The following is a 15872-nucleotide window of genomic DNA, read 5'->3' as shown; positions in this document are numbered from 1 at the left end:
GCCGGCGCCCAGCCGGACGCGGCCCCCATCACGTGTCCGTACCGGGCGACCACCCCGCCCGCCATCGACGCGTCCGAGGTCCCGAAGCCCGGCCAGGCCCCGCCCGCGCCGCTGGCGGTGCCGGACAAGGCCCCCGGCGGTGACGGACTCTCGGGCTGCGGCGTCATCACCGCGAGCGGCACCCCGCCGCTGCCGAACGACATCTCGGCCGAGGCCTGGCTGGTCGCCGACCTCGACAGCGGCGACGTGATCGCCACGAAGGACCCGCACGGCAGACACCGGCCCGCCAGCATCATCAAGGTGCTGACCGCGATGGCCGCGATCGACGAGCTCAACCTCAACAAGACCGTGCCGGGCACCGCCGACGACGCCGCGGCCGAGGGCACCCGGGTCGGGGTCGGCGAGGGCGGCGTCTACACGATCAACGACCTGCTGCACGGCCTGCTCATGCACTCGGGCAACGACGCCGCGCACGCACTGGCCCGCCAGCTCGGCGGCTGGGACACGGCGCTGCGCAAGCTCAATGTGCTCGCCGACCAGCTCGGCGGCCGCGACACCCGGGTCGCCACCCCGTCCGGCCTGGACGGGCCGGGGATGAGCACGTCGGCCTACGACATCGGGCTGTTCTACCGGTACGCCTGGCAGAACCCGACGTTCACCGACATCGTCGCCACCCGCAGCTTCCAGTTCCCCGCGCGCGACGGCACCCACTACGAGGTGGTCAACGACAATCAGCTGCTGGTCAACTATCCCGGCGCGCTGGGCGGAAAGACCGGGTTCACCGACGACGCGGGCCAGACGTTCGTCGGCGCCGCCGAACGGGACGGCCGCCGGATGGTCGCCGTGCTGATGCGCGGCACCCGCCAACCCATCGCGCCCTGGCAGCAGGCCGCGCACCTGCTCGACTACGGGTTCTCCGTGCCCGAGGGCACCAAGGTCGGCACCCTGGTCGAGCCCGACCCGTCGTTGCAGACGCCGCAGGCACTGGAGGTCACGGCGGACGCCGCCGCGGCCGCGCAGGCCGCCGGGGTGCTGCCGCCCACCGACGCGATGCCCGTACGGGTGGGCGTCGGCGTGGTCGGGGCGATCATCGTGTTCGGTCTCATCATGGCCGCCCGCTCACTGAATCGCCGTGTGGCGCAGTAGGCGTCAGAGATCGGTCTGCGGACCCCAGGCGTGCCGGTCCTTCTTGGCGGCCCGCTTACCGAGCTTGCCCTCGGACACCAGCATCGCGAGGCTGTCGAGCACGATCCGCGAGCTGATCAGCGCGGTCTGTTCGGCCCAGTCGTAGGGCGGTGCGCACTCCACCACCTCCAGGCCGGCGAGACCCTCGGCGGAGATCATCCTGATCAGATTGATCGCCTCCCGCGGCAGCAGACCACCCGGTTCCGGCCAGCCGGTGCCCGGCACGAAACCGGCGTCGATGACGTCGATGTCGAAGGACAGGTACACCGCCTTGGCGCCCTTCCACGCCGTCTCGAGTGCGAGCTCGACGACCTTCTCCAGGCCGACCCGCTCGATGTCACCGATCGAGATGACGGTGGTGCCGCGTTCCCGGCCGACCTTCACCCCGGCTCGCGGTGCCTGCCAGCCGCCGATCCCGACCTGCACGAGGTTGGTCGCCGGCGCGTTCTTGATGTTCGTCGCGTGGAACCACGGGGTCGTGTGCATGCGCTCGTCGAGGTCGGTCTCCTGGGTGTCCACGTGGCGGTCGAAGTGGATGATGCCGATGTTGCCGTCGACGTGCGGCGCGATCCCGCGGATGGTGGGGTAACCGATCGAGTGGTCGCCGCCCAGCACCACGGGGAACACCCCGCGGCTGTAGACGTGTGAGATCGCCTGACTGATCTGGTCGAACGACTTCTCCAGGTTGCCCGGGATGGTGAAGACGTCGCCGATGTCGACCATGTTGAGCTGTTCGCGTAGATCGACGCCGAGTTCGTAGCAGTAGGTGCCGAACAGGTTCGTCGAGCGGCGGATGCCCTGCGGGCCGAAACGGGCGCCCGGCCGGTAGGTGGCGCCGGAGTCCAGCGGTGCGCCGAAGATGGCGACCTCGGCGTCGGTGACGTCGTTGACGTCCTCGAGGTAGGGACAGTTCAGGAACGTGCCGCGTTCTCCCGCGAAGTGCGGCAGCTCTCCGCGGGAGAAGGTGGGGATGGTCCGGTCCACCAGGGTCGGCGAGCCCTGCAGGCCGAACGCGAGGCCGCGCTGGATCTCCTCGTCGTGCCGGAACAGCGAGATGCGCGCTTCGGCTTCCTGGGCCCAGCGGCCCTGGCTCGCGGCGAACCCGTCGCTGTGCGAGTGGGTGTGCGGCGCGCCGCCGTTCCGGTGCCGGTGAGCGGGTCCGCCCGCCTCGTGGGTGTGGGCTTCGGGGTCGTCCTTGTCAGCCACGGTGTGGACTCCTTCTCACGAGTTTTCCCATCGACGGTTCAGTCGGGTCGTCGATCGGCAGACGGCGATTCGTTGAGAGCGCTCACGCTACCGCCTTCCGGTCCTCGAATCGGGACCTCAGCGGGATGTGTTGCGCACGAATCGTTTAGGTCACAACGACAGACGGAGCGGTGCGCGCTACTCCTTCTCCCCGACCAGTGCGTCGGCGGGGGTGGGTGCGCCCTCACGATCCTTGACGACGCGGTAGGCGACGTATCCGACGACGAGCGTCAGCGCCACGAAGATCACCGCGAAGTACTGAAGGAACAGCGAGTCGCCCGCCGGGTTGTAGACCTCCTGGCGCGGCCAGCCGATGTTGATCACCAGCAGGGCGCCCATCACGACGGCGATCAGGTTCACCGGGATGCCCCACCTGCCGAGGTCCATGATCGGCTTGCCGTAGGACAGGCTGGTGCCGCGCAGCCGGTGGATCAGCGCAGGCACGGTCACCATCAAATAGGCCAGGTAGACGATCACCACGGAGACCGAGGCGATCGCGGCGAAGACACTGGACTGGCCGAGGTTGACCAGCAGCACCAGGATGGCCAGGGTGCTGACCGCGATCCCGGTGATGACCGGCGTGCCGGTCCGCTTGTTGACCTTCGCCAGGAACTTGCCGAACGGCAGCCGGTTGTCGCGAGCCATCGAGAACATCACCCGCGACGCCGAGGCCTGGATCGCCAGCGTCGCCGAGAAGATCGCGACCGCGACCAGCGCCAGCAGGGTCTTGCCCAGCCAGGTGTCGAGCTGGCTCTCGATCACCCACGCCATGCCGCCGCTGGCGAGGTCGTCTCCCAGCTCGGGAGCCGACATCAGCGCGGCGAGGATCATCAGGCCGCCGCCGAGGAACGACACCAGCAACGCGTTCACGATCGCCTTCGGCGCCGTCCGGCGCGGATCGCGGGTCTCCTCGGAGAGCTCGGCGGCACTGTCGAAGCCGTACATGACGTAGGCGGCCATCAGCATCGACGCCAGGAACGCCGGCAGATAGCTCACGCCGCTGCCGTGGCCACCGGTGTCGGCCACCGCCTGTACCGGGTTGCGTTCGGCGGTCAGGAACATCGCGCCGACGATCAGCACCACACCGATGATCTCCAGCGTCACCCCGGTGACGGTGATGCGGGCCATGAAGCGCACGCCGGCGGCGCTGATGATGGTGCACAAGACGATCGTGATGGCCCCGAGCAGGATGCCGTTCGTCGCGCCGTCGACCGACAGCGGATCCATGTCGGAACCCACCACCTGGAATCCGCTCCAGATCGGGGGCAGCACGGTCTGCATGGCGATGGCCAGCGCCGCAATCGACACGATGTAGCCGACCAGCATGAACCATCCCGCGAACCAGCCGACGGCGTCACCCGCCAGCCGTCGCGACCACTGGTAGATGGCGCCTGCCACCGGGAACTTCCCGGAGAGCTCCGCAAAGACGAGGCAGACGCAGAACTGGCACAGGAACACGATCGGCCAGGTGAAGAAGAAGGCAGGCCCGCCGAGGGCGAAGCCCAGCGGGAAGAACGCGAACACCGTGGTCAGGATCGAGACGAAGGAGAATCCGGACGCGAACGCGGCGTAACCGCCGATGCCGCGGTGGAGTTCCTGGGTGTAGCCCAGCTCCTCCAGCGTCGACGCGTCCTCCTTCGAGGAGATCGCGGGGTCGGAGGTGGCGGTCATGACGCGCCACCCATGTGCCGCCGACTATCTGTCATGCGACAGAAATTAGGTCAGGTTCGTTTTCCAGGCGTTTCGCGAATGTCACGGCTGTGTGACCAGGTGGCCGGCGGGTGACAATCGTCGGCATGGCATCGGTGTTCCCGGACGGGCATGACCTCGACGGCGCGCTCGGCCGGATCGGTGCCGCCGCCGACGAGGCGGAACTGCGCGTCACCATCGGGCGCGCGCTGCAGGGCCTCGCCGCCGAGCGGCGTGCCCGTGTACCCGAGCTGGCCGCCGCGTGGTCCACGGTTCTCCTCCACGGCGTGGCGGCCGCACTCCGGCTGACGGCAGGGACGTCGCACTGGACCTGGTTCGCCTCCGGGAGCGCTGCGCGAGGCGAGTCGGTGCCGTATTCGGACGTCGAGACGATGGTCGCCCTCGACGACTCGGTCGGCGACGACGACAAGGCCGCGATGCTGGACCGCGCCGCCGACGTGTACGCGCTGCTCGAACGCTGCGGCATCCAGGGCGACGCCAACGGCGTGATGGCCAGCCGACCCCGCTTCTGTCGCCGCGCAGCCAGCTGGGCGACCGGGATCGAGCACTGGACGGCGGAACCCCACAGGGACCGCGGAGTCGTGATGACCGGCCTGATGGCGGATTCCACCGGGCTGCCCGGTCCGGCGACGCTGCCGGGCGACGCACTGCGGACGAAGGTCGTGACGGCCGCCGAGGGCAGCTACCCGGTGCGTCAGGCGATGCTGCAGGATGCCACTGCCGTTCGCGCCAGTGTCCCGTCGCGGCTGCGGGTGTTCGCCAGGAACGCCGACAGCGTCGACGTCAAGATGGCGGCGATCGATCCGGTGGTGAAGATCGCCAGGTGGGCCGGGCTGTCGGCCGGTTCCGGCGCGTTGTCCACGCAGGCCCGGCTGGATGACGCGGCGTCGGCGGGGGTGCTCGAGTCCGGCGACGCGGCCACCCTCAAGGACTGTTTCGAGTGGCTGCTGGGATTCCGCTGGCGCACGCGGGCAGCCGGTTTCGCGGCCGGCCGCCCTGTCGGGGACGTGGTGCCACTGTCCGAACTGGCTCCGCAGGAACGGGCCGCGTTGCGCAGCGTCGCGCGCGAGGTGGGCGGTGTCAGCCGAAAGCTGACCTACCTCGCATCGACGTCGGCGTTCCGCTGACCGGTCGCGGACCCGCATGTCCACCTCACAACCGGCTCGCGACGTCGCCGCGACGATCGCGGCCCACCGCCTGGAAGGCTGGCAGCCCGCCGATGAGCACGTGGCGGCGCTGCACACGCTGGCCCGCGGCGACGTCTCGTTCGCCGAGTACCTCGCGCGGTTCCGCGACCGGCATCCGCCGACGCAGCCCCACGTCCGCAGATTTCGCCTGCGGCGCGCGGTGCCCTACTTCATCCCGGGGACCACGGTGTTGCGCAACGAGTTCGGCGCCACCTCGGCCGAGACACTGCACGAGCTGGAGTTCGCGGCCACCGCCGGCCGGATGGCCATGTGGCTGCGCCGGGTATCCGACCGCGGGCAGGCCGACGACCTCGACGTGCAGGTGATACACCGGTATCTGTTCGGGGACGTCTACTCGTGGGCCGGTGAGTACCGCACGACGGAACTGCGGCGAGGCGATCAACACTTCGCGTGGCAGTCCTCGATCGCAGGGCGCATGGCGACGGTGCACGACTCGGCGCGTCGAGCGATGACGGTCTGCGTCGGTGCCGACGACTCCCGGGTGGCCTACGCGCTGGCCCGAATCTACGCCGACCACAACCAGATCCACCCGTTCCGCGAGGGCAACGGGCGCACCGGCGCCGCCCTGCTGCAGCTCCTGGCGCGGCGCTGCGGAAAAGCCCTCGACCTCAGCGGAATCAGCCGCGACGAGTGGTATGCGGCCGCCAGAGACAGCATGCCGTTCCGGCGCGACGGCCGGGCCAGCCACCGACCGTTCCTCTACCTGCTCGGACCCGCGTTGCACGACGACCGGCAATGAGGCCGCGCGGCGACGTGGTGCATTTCCGGCCACCATGGTCCACGATGGGGACATGCCGCTCGCCCGGGGACGACCCCGCCACCGCGACCAACGGCGCCCCGGCACCACGCCCCGTGACGAGATCCTCGACGCAGCCGGCGAGCTGTTCACCACCCTCGGCTACACGGGCACGTCCACCCGGTCGATCGCGGAGTCCGTCGGAATCCGGCAGGCCTCGCTGTATCACTACTTCAAGACCAAAGATGAAATACTGTGCGCGCTGCTCGACCAGACCGTCAGGCCCACACTGTCATTCATCGCCGCCCTCCGCGACATGGATCCCGGCCTCGACACGGCCGGGCAGCTGCACGCTCTGGCCACGTTCGACGGTGAGAAGCTGCTGACGAACCGGTGGAACCTGGGCGCGCTGTATCTGTTGCCCGAGCTGCGCGACGCCCGGGTCGAGTCCTTCTGGTCGGACCGCGAGCGGCTGCGGCTGCACTATCTCGCGTTGAGCCGGTGCGTCATCGGTGAGACCGGCATCGACGACGCGGCGGCGGACCTTCCGTTCCGGCTGGTCGAATCACTGGTCAACGTCTGGTCGATGCCGGCAGGCCCGCAGCGTGACGAACTGCCCCTGCATGTCGCCGACGCCTGCATGCGCGTCGTCGGCATTCCCGTCGCCGACACACCCGCGCTGCGCGAGAGTACCCGGAAAGTATTGCGACACAACGATCTCGAATTCACCCGGGTCGCCGGCCGGGCCTGACAGAGACCGCTAGCCGACCCAGGTGCGCAGCAACGCCTCCGCGCCGGAGCACAACTGCTCGATCAGCGTCGCGGCGCCGGGTGCGGCCGTCACCATGCCCACCCCCTGCCCGGCGTTGACGGGGACGGGGCGACCGTCGGCGCCGCGCAGTACCCGCTCCGGCACCTCCGACGGCCAGGAATACCCGTGTGCCCGGTCGAATTCGTCCGTGATCATCGTCGCGTCACCGCCGGCCGCCAACAGCGCGGCGCGCGCCTGCGGCGGCGTCAACGCCTCGGCACAGGTGGAGAACACCGTGCCCAGCCAGGCCCCGGATGCGCCGGCCGCCAGCACCGCGGCCAGTCCCCGTGCCGATGCGATACCGCCGGCGGCCAGCACCGGCACGTCGACCCGGTCGAGCACCTCGGTGAGCAGCGGCAGTGTCCCCATGCGTGGTTCGCCGTGGCCACCCCCCTCCGCGCCCCGGGCCACCAGCACGTCGACGCCCGCGTCGACCGCACGCAGCGCTGCGTCGACGGTGCCCACCTGGGTGGCGACCCGCACATCGGCCGCGTGTGCGGATGACACCCACGCCCAGTCGTCACCGAAGCTGACCGACAGCACATCGGGGCGGGCCGCCAGCGCCACCTCGAAGAGCCCCGGCTGCGCGGCCATCACCCAGTGCACCAGGCCGATGCCGAACGGCAGGCCGAGGTCTCCCATCGTGCGCAGTTCGGCGCTCAATTCCTCCGGCGTGGCCGAGCTGCCCATGCCGATCATTCCGAGCCCGCCCGCGCGGGACACCGCGGCGGCCAGCGCCCCGCCTGCCGCGCCACCCATCGGCGCGTTCACGACGGGCACCTGCAGGCCCGTTGCGCGCGACCACGGTGTTGTCAGCGACACGGCGACACTACCGATCCGATGCGGTGCCGACGTCGCCCACCACGATGCACCGGTCGGTCACTGCCGCCGTCGCAGCCGTGAAAGCCCGGCCGCGCCAAGGGCTCCCACTGCCGCCGCGGCCAGTGCGCCGGTGACACCGACGCCCTCGCGGACCTGCACCCGGGTGGTGATCTGGGCGGGGTCGGGCGGGCTCACCGGCGCGATGGCGAGGTTGTCGGTGGACGTGGCGGCCCATGCGGTGGAGAACAAGATGAGCCGCGCGGTGACGTAGGCGAACACCATCAGGCCGAGCACCGGTCCGAACGTCGCGCCGGCGGGCCCGGTCAAGACCGACTTGAGGTAGAGCGACGCGACCTGCTTGAACACCTCGAAGCCGATCGCCGCCAGCAGACCGGCGCGGACACTGCTGCGGAAGGTGACCTTCTCCCTGGGCAACCTGGCGATCATCCACGTGAACAGCAACCACGAGATGCCCAGTGCCACAAGCATCGACACCACTCGCAGACCCACGCCCAGTCCGGGGATGCCCTCGATGCCGAGCCAGGCGAGCACCCGCGCGATCAACCCCCGATCGCCCAGTGCGGTCAACGCCACGGTGACCACGATGGCCACGAAGGCCGACAGCAACGCCAGCAGATCCGACACCTTGGTGCCGATGAAATTGCCCGGCTCGCCGTGCTGTTCCCACATCGCGCTCAGTGCCTCGCGCAGATTGGCCATCCAGCCCAGACCGGCCCACGCCGCGGTGGCCAGGCCGATGATGCCCAACGACGTCCGCGACTCGATCGCCGTGTTCATCAGCTCGACGAGCTGCTGGCCGAGACTGCCGGACACCGTCTGCCTGATCCGGTCCTGGATACCGGCGAGCACGTCGGGCTGGCGGGACAGCACGAAGCCGGCGATGGAGAAGCCGAGCATCAGGAGTGGGAACAGTGCGAAGACCGTGAAATAGGTGATGCCGGCGGCGAAGAAGTTGCCCTTCGACTCCTGATAGCGGTCCTGCGCCCGCATCACGTGGTCGAACCAGCCGTAGCGCGCGCGCAGGCGGTCGAGGATGCCGGGCTTGGCCTCGTCGGTCATGCCAGCCAGCCTCCCGTGTGCGCGCCCTCAGCGCGATCGCTTGAGAAAACCCAAACGGTCGTATACCCGCTCGAGCGTCGCCGCAGACACGTCCCTGGCCCGCTGGGCACCGGCGGCGAGCACCGCCTCGAGTTCGGTCGTGTCGCCGAGCAGTTCGTCGACCCGGTCCCGGATGGGGGTGACGTACTCGACCACCGCCTCGGCGGTGTCCTTCTTCAGGTCGCCGTATCCACGGCCCTGGTACTGCTCGACGAGCACGTCGATGTCGGTGCCCGTGACCGCCGACTGGATGGTCAGCAGATTGGACACCCCGGCCTTGGCCTCGCGGTCGAACCGGATCTCGCGCTCGCTGTCGGTGACCGCCGACCGGATCCGCTTGGCCGTCACCTTCGGGTCGTCCAGCAGGCTGATCAGCCCGGCGGCGGTGGACGCCGACTTGCTCATCTTCGCCGTCGGCTCCTGCAGGTCGTAGATCTTGGCGGTGGTCTTGGCGATCAGCACGTCCGGTATGACGAATGTGTCTGAGAACTGCGCGTTGAACCGCTGCGCCACGTCGCGCGCGAGTTCGAGATGCTGACGCTGGTCCTCTCCGACCGGCACCAGGTCGGTGTCGTAGAGCAGCACGTCGGCGGCCATCAGCACCGGATAGGTGAACAGGCCGACCGTGGTGGCGTCCGAACCCTGCTTCTGCGACTTGTCCTTGAACTGCGTCATCCGCGAGGCTTGGCCGAACCCGGTGAAACACCCCAGCACCCAGGCCAATTCGGTGTGCGCGGGCACATGGCTCTGCACGAAGATCGTGCTGCGCGCCGGGTCGATGCCCAGCGCCAGGTACTGCGCCGCGGTCACCAGGGTGCGCCGCCTCAACGTCTCCGGGTCCTGCGGGACCGTGATCGCGTGCAGGTCGACCACGCAGAAGAACGCGTCGAAGTCGTCCTGCATGCCGACCCAGTGCTTCACCGCACCCAGCGCGTTACCCAGGTGCAGGGAGTCGGACGTGGGCTGCACGCCCGAGAAGACGACGCGCGGCTGCCTGGGCGGCATCTCGACAGGTGAATTCATGATGACCCGATCTTTTCATGGCCGGCCAACGGCTTTTCGCCGCCTGTCAGCTGTACTCGACGGTGACCGGCGCGTGGTCGGACCAGCGCAGCGCGTAGGCGTCTGCCCGCTCGACTCTGGCCGCCCGCGCCCTGGCCGCCAGCGGGCGGGTGGCCAGCTGGTAGTCGATCCGCCACCCCGCGTCGTTGTCGAACGCCCGCCCGCGCCACGACCACCACGAGTAGGGCCCCGCCACATCGGGGTGCAGCACCCGCACCACGTCCACCCAGCCGGAATCGAGCAGCTCGGACAACCACTGCCGCTCGCCGGGCAGGAAGCCGGACTTCTTAACGTTGCCACGCCAGTTCTTGATGTCGTTCTCGGTGTGGGCGATGTTCCAGTCTCCGCACACCACCGCCTCGCGGCCGTCGTCGCTCATCGCGGCCATCCGCTGCGCGAGCGCGGCCATGAACCGCTCCTTCTCCAGCTGCCGGTCGGTGCCCGCCTCACCGGTCTGCATGTAGACGCTGGCCACGGTCACCCCGGCCGTGTCGACCTCGATGTAGCGGCCGTGCTCGCCGAACTCGTCGGACTCCATCAGGCGCACCGCGGTGACCGGGTGCCGGGACAGCACCGCGACGCCGCTGCGGCCCTTGAGGTGCGGGCTCGCCGCGGCCAGCCGCCACCCGTCGGCCACGGCGGGGGCCAGCGCGGTGCGCAGTTGCTCGTCGTCGGCTCGGGTCTCCTGCAGGCAGACCACGTCGGCGGCGGAGCCGACCAGCCACGCGAGCAGGCCGAGGTTCTCGGCCGAGCGCTGCCGCACCGCGGCGCGGACGCCGTTGACGTTGACGGTGGTCACGATCAGCCGGCTCACGGCGCCAGACCCTAACGGACAATCTTGCGGTACCGGCGGTATCACCTTAGTGTCGGGCAGCATGACCGAACGCGCACCGATCCACCTCGGCACCGGCGAGCCGATGCTGCTGCTGCACCCGTTCATGATGTCGCAGAACGTGTGGAAGGGCGTTGCCCCGCGGATCGCCGACACCGGCCGCTACGAGGTGTTCGCGCCCACGATGCTCGGCCACAACGGCGTGTCGCGCGGGCCGTTCTTCCTGGACAGCGCCTCGCTGGCCGACGATGTCGAGCGCAGGATGGACGCGCTCGGCTGGGGCACCGCGCACGTCGTCGGCAATTCGCTGGGCGGCTGGGTGGCGTTCGAGCTCGAGCGGCGCGGCCGCGCTCGCACGCTCACCGGGATCGCGCCGGCCGGCGGGTGGAAGCACTTCACCCCCGCGAAGTTCGAGATCGTCGGCAAGTTCCTGGCCGGCCTGCCGCTGTGGGTGGCCACCCTGGTGTTCCGTCAACACGTGCTGAAGCTGCCGTTCACCCGGTATCTGACCCACCTGCCGGTGAGCGGGAGCCCCGAGGGTCTGTCCGACGACGATGTGGCCGAGATCATCGACGACGTCTCCCATTGCCCGGCGTACTACCAGTTGCTGGTCAAGTCGCTGACCCTGCCCGGCCTGCTGGAGATCGCCGAAGGCAAGACGCCCACCCATCTAGTGGTCTGCGAGAAGGACCGGGTGCTGCCGCATCCCAGGTTCACCCGCCACTTCACCGAGCACTTGCCCGAGGACACCGAGGTGACCCACCTCGACGGTGTCGGGCACATCCCGATGTTCGAGGCGCCCGACCGCATCACCGAGGTCATCCTCGGCTTCGTCGACCGGCACGTCGGCAGCCAACGCGCCACCGGCTAGTTCGTTCTCCTCTGCGCGCGTCGCGCCGCCTGCCCCCGCCATGGTGGCCGGCGCGGCGCGGCGTGCGTTAAGCTGCTGATCGGTCATGAGCGCCAGCGTCAAGCCCCGGCTTGCTGGCCGGCAACCCTCCAACCGCGGTGGGGTGCCCCGGGAGACGACCAGGTTGAGTAGCCGACTGATCCGTTGATCCAGTCGGCCACACGGCAAGCGCGGGTCCGCAGGTACGGGCCCCCCGACAGACAGGGAGACCTGGAACCGCCATGAGCACACCCGAAATCGCCGACGACCCGACGGCACGCTGGTCGTTCGAGACCAAGCAGGTCCACGCCGGGCAGACGCCCGACAGCGCCACCAGCGCGCGGGCGTTGCCGATCTACCAGACGACGTCGTACACGTTCCGCGACACCGATCACGCGGCCGCGCTGTTCGGGCTGGCCGAGACCGGCAATATCTACACGCGCATCATGAACCCGACGCAGGACGTGGTCGAACAGCGCATCGCCGCACTGGAGGGCGGCGTGGCGGCGCTGTTCCTGTCCTCCGGCCAGGCCGCCGAGACGTTCGCGATCCTCAACATCGCCAACGCGGGCGACCACATCGTGTCCAGCCCGCGCCTGTACGGCGGCACCTACAACCTCTTCCACTACACGCTGCCCAAGCTCGGCATCGAGGTCAGCTTCGTGGCTGACCCCGACGATCTCGAGTCGTGGCGGGCGGCGGTGCGGCCGAACACCAAGGCCTTCTTCGCGGAAACCATCTCCAACCCGCAGATCGACATCCTCGACACCCCCGGCGTCTCGGCCGTCGCCCACGACGCCGGGGTGCCGCTGATCGTCGACAACACCATCGCCACGCCCTACCTGATCCAGCCGATCAGCCAGGGCGCCGACATCGTGGTGCACTCGGCCACCAAGTACCTGGGCGGGCACGGCAACGCGATCGCCGGTGTGATCGTCGACTCCGGCACCTTCGACTGGACCAACGGCAAGTTCCCCGGCTTCACCACCCCGGACCCCAGCTATCACGGTGTCGTCTTCGCCGAACTCGGGCCGCCGGCATACGCGCTGAAGGCCCGGGTGCAGCTGCTGCGTGACCTCGGGTCGGCCGCCGCGCCGTTCAACGCGTTCCTCATCGCGCAGGGCCTGGAGACGCTGAGCCTGCGCGTCGAACGCCACGTCGCGAACGCACAGCGGGTGGCCGAGTACCTCGCCGGGCATGCCGACGTGCTGTCGGTGAACTACGCCGGGCTGCCGAGCTCGCCGTGGTACGACCTCGGAAAGCGCTTGGCGCCGAAGGGAACCGGCGCCGTGCTCGCTTTCGAGCTGGCTGGCGGCGTCGACGCGGGCAAGGCCTTCGTCAACGCGCTGACGCTGCACAGTCACGTCGCCAACATCGGTGACGTCCGCTCTCTGGTGATCCACCCGGCGTCGACGACCCATGCCCAGCTGTCCCCGGAGGAACAACTGGCCTCGGGCGTGACGCCCGGCCTGGTGCGCCTGGCGGTCGGCATCGAGGGAATCGACGACATCCTGGCCGATCTGGAGCAGGGCTTCGCGGCGGCGAGGGTGGGCAAGTGACAATCTCTGACGTGCACATTGCGACGCTGCCCGCCGAAGGCGAGATCGGCGTGGTGGACATCGGTCCCCTGACGCTGGAGAGCGGCGTCGTGATCGACGACGTGTCCATCGCCGTACAGCGCTGGGGCGAGCTCTCGCCGAACCGCGACAACGTCGTGGTGGTGCTGCACGCGCTCACCGGCGATTCGCACATCACCGGCCCCGCCGGACCGGGCCATCCGACCCCCGGCTGGTGGGACGGCGTCGCAGGCCCGGGCGCCCCGATCGACACCGACCGCTGGTGCGCGATCTCGACGAACGTGCTCGGCGGCTGCCAGGGCTCCACCGGACCGTCGACGACCGCCCCCGACGGCCGGCCGTGGGGTTCCCGATTCCCCGCGATCACGGTGCGCGACCAGGTGGCGGCCGACGTCGCGGCGCTGGCCGCCCTCGGCATCACCGAGGTGGCCGCGGTGGTGGGCGGCTCCATGGGCGGCGCGCGTGCGCTGGAGTGGGCCGTCGGCCATCCCGACGACGTGCGGGCGGCCCTGGTGCTGGCCGTCGGCGCCCGCGCCACCGCCGACCAGATCGGCACGCAGTCCACCCAGGTCGCGGCCATCACCTCCGACCCGGACTGGCAGGGCGGCGACTACCACCACACCGGCCGCACACCCCACACCGGCATGGAGATCGCCCGCCGGTTCGCCCACCTCACCTACCGCGGCGAGCACGAGCTCGACGAGCGATTCGGCAATGACGCCCAGGGCAACGAGGACCCGACCAACGGAGGCCGGTTCGCCATCCAGAGCTACCTCGAATACCAGGGTGCGAAGCTGGTCGAGCGGTTCGATCCCGGCACGTACGTGACGCTGACCGATGCGCTGTCCAGCCACGACGTCGGACGCGGCCGCGGCGGCGTGGCGGCCGCACTGCAGGGCTGCCGGGTGCCGGTGGTGGTCGGCGGCATCACCTCCGACCGGCTGTACCCGTTGCGGCTGCAGCAGGAGCTCGCCGATCTGCTCCCGGGCTGTTCGGGGCTCAACATCGTCGAGTCCCGCTTCGGCCACGACGGCTTCCTGGTCGAGACCGAGGCCGTCGGCGCGCTGATCCGCCGCACCCTGGACCTGGCGGCGACGTGAGCGACCCCGCCAACGACCGCTCGCTGTCGTTCGGCGCAGAGGCGGCGGCCTACGAGCGCGGCCGGCCGTCCTACCCGCCGGAGGCGATCGACTGGCTGCTTCCCTCGGGCGCACGCGACGTCCTCGACCTCGGCGCGGGTACCGGCAAGCTCACCACGCGGCTGGTGCAACGCGGCCTCACGGTGGTGGCCGTCGATCCGATCCCCGAGATGCTCGAGGTGCTCTCCACCTCGCTGCCGGACACCCCGGCGCTGCTCGGCACCGCCGAGGACATCCCGCTGCCCGACGACAGCGTCGACGCCGTGCTCGTGGCGCAGGCCTGGCACTGGTTCGATCCCGAACGCGCGGTCAAGGAGGTCGCCAGGGTGCTTCGGCCCGGCGGGCGGCTCGGGCTGGTGTGGAACACCGCCGACGAACGCCTGGGCTGGGTCAAGGACCTCGGCCGGATCACCGGGCACGAGGAGGATCCGTTCAACGACAAGGTCACGCTGCCCGAGCCGTTCACCGGCTTCGAGCGCCGTCGCGTCGAGTGGACGAATTACCTGACGCCGCAGGCGCTCATCGACCTGGTCGCCTCGCGCAGTTACTGCATCACCTCGCCCGCCGAGGTGCGCACCCGCACGCTCGAGCAGGTGCGTGAACTGCTGAACACCCACCCGGCGTTGGCCAACACCAGCGGGCTGGCGCTGCCGTATGTGACGGTGTGCATCAGGGCGACGCTGGGCTGAGCTCGCCGAGGAACTCCGCGAGCAGATCGGCGAACACGTCGGGCCGGTCTTCGGGCATCCAGCTGTAGGAGTCGTCGACGGTGACGAGCCGGGCGCGCGGCATGGTCTGCGCGAGCCTGCGCGCTCCCTCGGCCGGGAAGTAGCGCTCCTCGGTGGGCCACACGACGAGCGCCGGCTTGTCGAACGCCGCGAGTCTCGGCGACGCCTCGGCCAGGTGACGTGGCGACAGCTGATCGAGGAAGCGACGGAAGTCGTCGCGGACTTCGCGGTCTGACCACAGCGACGTCAGGTAGGACGTCATCACGTCGGCGGGGATGGGCCGCTTCGTGACTCCGCCGTAGGTGAACCACTGCCGCTGCATGTGCCGGCTCCGCATGCCGATCGCCTGCAGCGCGCCGGCGCCCGGCAACGCCGTCAGCCGCTGCAGCACCCGGGTCGGCGCCGGGTCGGAGTCGAAGGCGTTGGTGGCGGCGAGCACCAGGCCTCGCACCCGTTCCGGATACTCCACCGCGACCACCTGGGCGATGTCGCCGCCGTAGCCGTTGCCGACGAGTGCGGCGTCCTCGAGTCCGAGGGCGTCCATCATGTCGACCACGATCCGGGCCAGGCCCGGCAGGGACAGGTCGGCCGACGGCATCGCGGGATGATGCGAGCCGAGCGGCCAGTCCGGCGCGATGCAGCGCGCCTGCCCGGCCAGCCGGCGGGCGACGTGGCGCCACGCCAGGCCGTTGGCGACGATGCCGTGGATGAAGAGGACGGGTATCCCGGCGCCGGCCTCGCGACAGCCGACGACGCCTGCCGGGATGCGCACCGTGCGGCGGTCCTGGAGAGGTGAGAAAGTATTCATA

15 protein-coding genes and 1 riboswitch are annotated in these 15872 nt (G+C 70.0%); of the genes, 8 read left to right on the top strand and 7 right to left on the bottom strand.

Features of this window, described 5'->3' with window-relative positions; translation table 11 throughout:
* Window positions 1-1146 (top strand): D-alanyl-D-alanine carboxypeptidase family protein (locus tag H7I41_RS20705; protein ID WP_264014496.1); only part of this gene is annotated, 1146 nt, incomplete at its 5' end.
* 3 nt (window positions 1147-1149) lie between these two features.
* Here the strand turns inward: H7I41_RS20705 and H7I41_RS20700 are convergent.
* The gene (locus H7I41_RS20700) at window positions 1150-2391 is read right to left on the bottom strand and encodes an agmatinase family protein (RefSeq protein WP_264014495.1); all 1242 of its coding nucleotides are present in this window, start codon (window positions 2389-2391) and stop codon (window positions 1150-1152) included.
* A gap of 177 nt (window positions 2392-2568) precedes the next feature.
* Window positions 2569-4101, bottom strand: a complete 1533-nt coding sequence (locus tag H7I41_RS20695; protein WP_264014494.1) for an amino acid permease — start codon at window positions 4099-4101, stop codon at window positions 2569-2571.
* A gap of 125 nt (window positions 4102-4226) precedes the next feature.
* On the opposite strand from H7I41_RS20695, the gene H7I41_RS20690 reads away from it, so the two are divergent.
* Genes H7I41_RS20690 through H7I41_RS20680 form a run of 3 tightly spaced genes read left to right on the top strand, consistent with a single transcriptional unit; the run spans window position 4227 to window position 6835 of the window.
* Window positions 4227-5267, top strand: a complete 1041-nt coding sequence (locus tag H7I41_RS20690) for a putative nucleotidyltransferase substrate binding domain-containing protein (RefSeq protein ID WP_264014493.1) — start codon at window positions 4227-4229, stop codon at window positions 5265-5267.
* A gap of 16 nt (window positions 5268-5283) precedes the next feature.
* Entirely contained in the window at window positions 5284-6087 is an 804-nt protein-coding gene (locus H7I41_RS20685) for a Fic family protein (RefSeq protein WP_264014492.1), read from the top strand.
* A 52-nt stretch (window positions 6088-6139) separates the two neighbouring features.
* A complete protein-coding gene (locus tag H7I41_RS20680; RefSeq protein WP_264014491.1) occupies window positions 6140-6835 on the top strand; it encodes a TetR/AcrR family transcriptional regulator in 696 nt (231 codons plus the stop codon).
* Between the two features lie 9 nt (window positions 6836-6844).
* Here the strand turns inward: H7I41_RS20680 and H7I41_RS20675 are convergent, their stop codons facing one another.
* From H7I41_RS20675 to H7I41_RS20660, 4 genes are read right to left on the bottom strand one after another with little or no spacing between them, the layout of a single operon-like run.
* Window positions 6845-7717, bottom strand: coding sequence for a nitronate monooxygenase (locus H7I41_RS20675; protein ID WP_264014490.1), 873 nt, complete (start codon window positions 7715-7717; stop codon window positions 6845-6847).
* Between the two features lie 57 nt (window positions 7718-7774).
* Window positions 7775-8797, bottom strand: a complete 1023-nt coding sequence (gene yhjD, locus H7I41_RS20670; RefSeq protein ID WP_264014489.1) for an inner membrane protein YhjD — start codon at window positions 8795-8797, stop codon at window positions 7775-7777.
* A 27-nt stretch (window positions 8798-8824) separates the two neighbouring features.
* Entirely contained in the window at window positions 8825-9859 is a 1035-nt protein-coding gene (gene trpS, locus H7I41_RS20665; protein WP_302471820.1) for a tryptophan--tRNA ligase, read from the bottom strand.
* A 46-nt stretch (window positions 9860-9905) separates the two neighbouring features.
* Window positions 9906-10703 carry an exodeoxyribonuclease III gene (locus H7I41_RS20660; RefSeq protein WP_264014497.1) on the bottom strand — a complete coding sequence of 266 codons (798 nt, stop codon included), beginning with the start codon at window positions 10701-10703 and terminating at the stop codon, window positions 9906-9908.
* A 70-nt stretch (window positions 10704-10773) separates the two neighbouring features.
* Here H7I41_RS20660 and ephH point away from each other — a divergent pair, with 70 nt between their 5' ends.
* The 4 genes from ephH to H7I41_RS20640 all read left to right on the top strand — a co-directional run bounded on the left by ephH (window position 10774) and on the right by H7I41_RS20640 (window position 15024).
* Window positions 10774-11601 carry an epoxide hydrolase EphH gene (ephH, locus tag H7I41_RS20655; protein ID WP_264014488.1) on the top strand — a complete coding sequence of 276 codons (828 nt, stop codon included), beginning with the start codon at window positions 10774-10776 and terminating at the stop codon, window positions 11599-11601.
* 81 nt (window positions 11602-11682) lie between these two features.
* A riboswitch (SAM riboswitch) is annotated at window positions 11683-11817 on the top strand.
* Window positions 11818-11861: 44 nt separating this feature from the next.
* Window positions 11862-13178, top strand: coding sequence for a bifunctional o-acetylhomoserine/o-acetylserine sulfhydrylase (locus H7I41_RS20650; protein ID WP_264014487.1), 1317 nt, complete (start codon window positions 11862-11864; stop codon window positions 13176-13178).
* Window positions 13175-14296, top strand: a complete 1122-nt coding sequence (gene metX / locus H7I41_RS20645; RefSeq protein WP_264014486.1) for a homoserine O-acetyltransferase MetX — start codon at window positions 13175-13177, stop codon at window positions 14294-14296. Before H7I41_RS20650 ends, metX begins: the two co-directional genes overlap by 4 nt.
* Window positions 14293-15024 carry a class I SAM-dependent methyltransferase gene (locus H7I41_RS20640; protein ID WP_264014485.1) on the top strand — a complete coding sequence of 244 codons (732 nt, stop codon included), beginning with the start codon at window positions 14293-14295 and terminating at the stop codon, window positions 15022-15024. The genes metX and H7I41_RS20640 overlap by 4 nt, the downstream gene beginning before the upstream one ends.
* On the opposite strand, the gene H7I41_RS20635 is transcribed toward H7I41_RS20640, so the two are convergent.
* Complete coding sequence (locus H7I41_RS20635; protein ID WP_264014484.1) at window positions 15005-15871, bottom strand: alpha/beta fold hydrolase; 867 nt, start codon at window positions 15869-15871, stop codon at window positions 15005-15007. The two genes, H7I41_RS20640 and H7I41_RS20635, sit on opposite strands and share 20 nt — an antisense overlap.
* Between the last annotated feature and the right edge of the window lies 1 nt (window position 15872).

Source organism: [Mycobacterium] manitobense (assembly GCF_025821665.1).
Classification (GTDB): domain Bacteria; phylum Actinomycetota; class Actinomycetes; order Mycobacteriales; family Mycobacteriaceae; genus Mycobacterium; species Mycobacterium arseniciresistens.
Note: the sequence above shows the minus strand (reverse complement) of the source record. Positions and strands in the feature narration are given on the sequence as shown.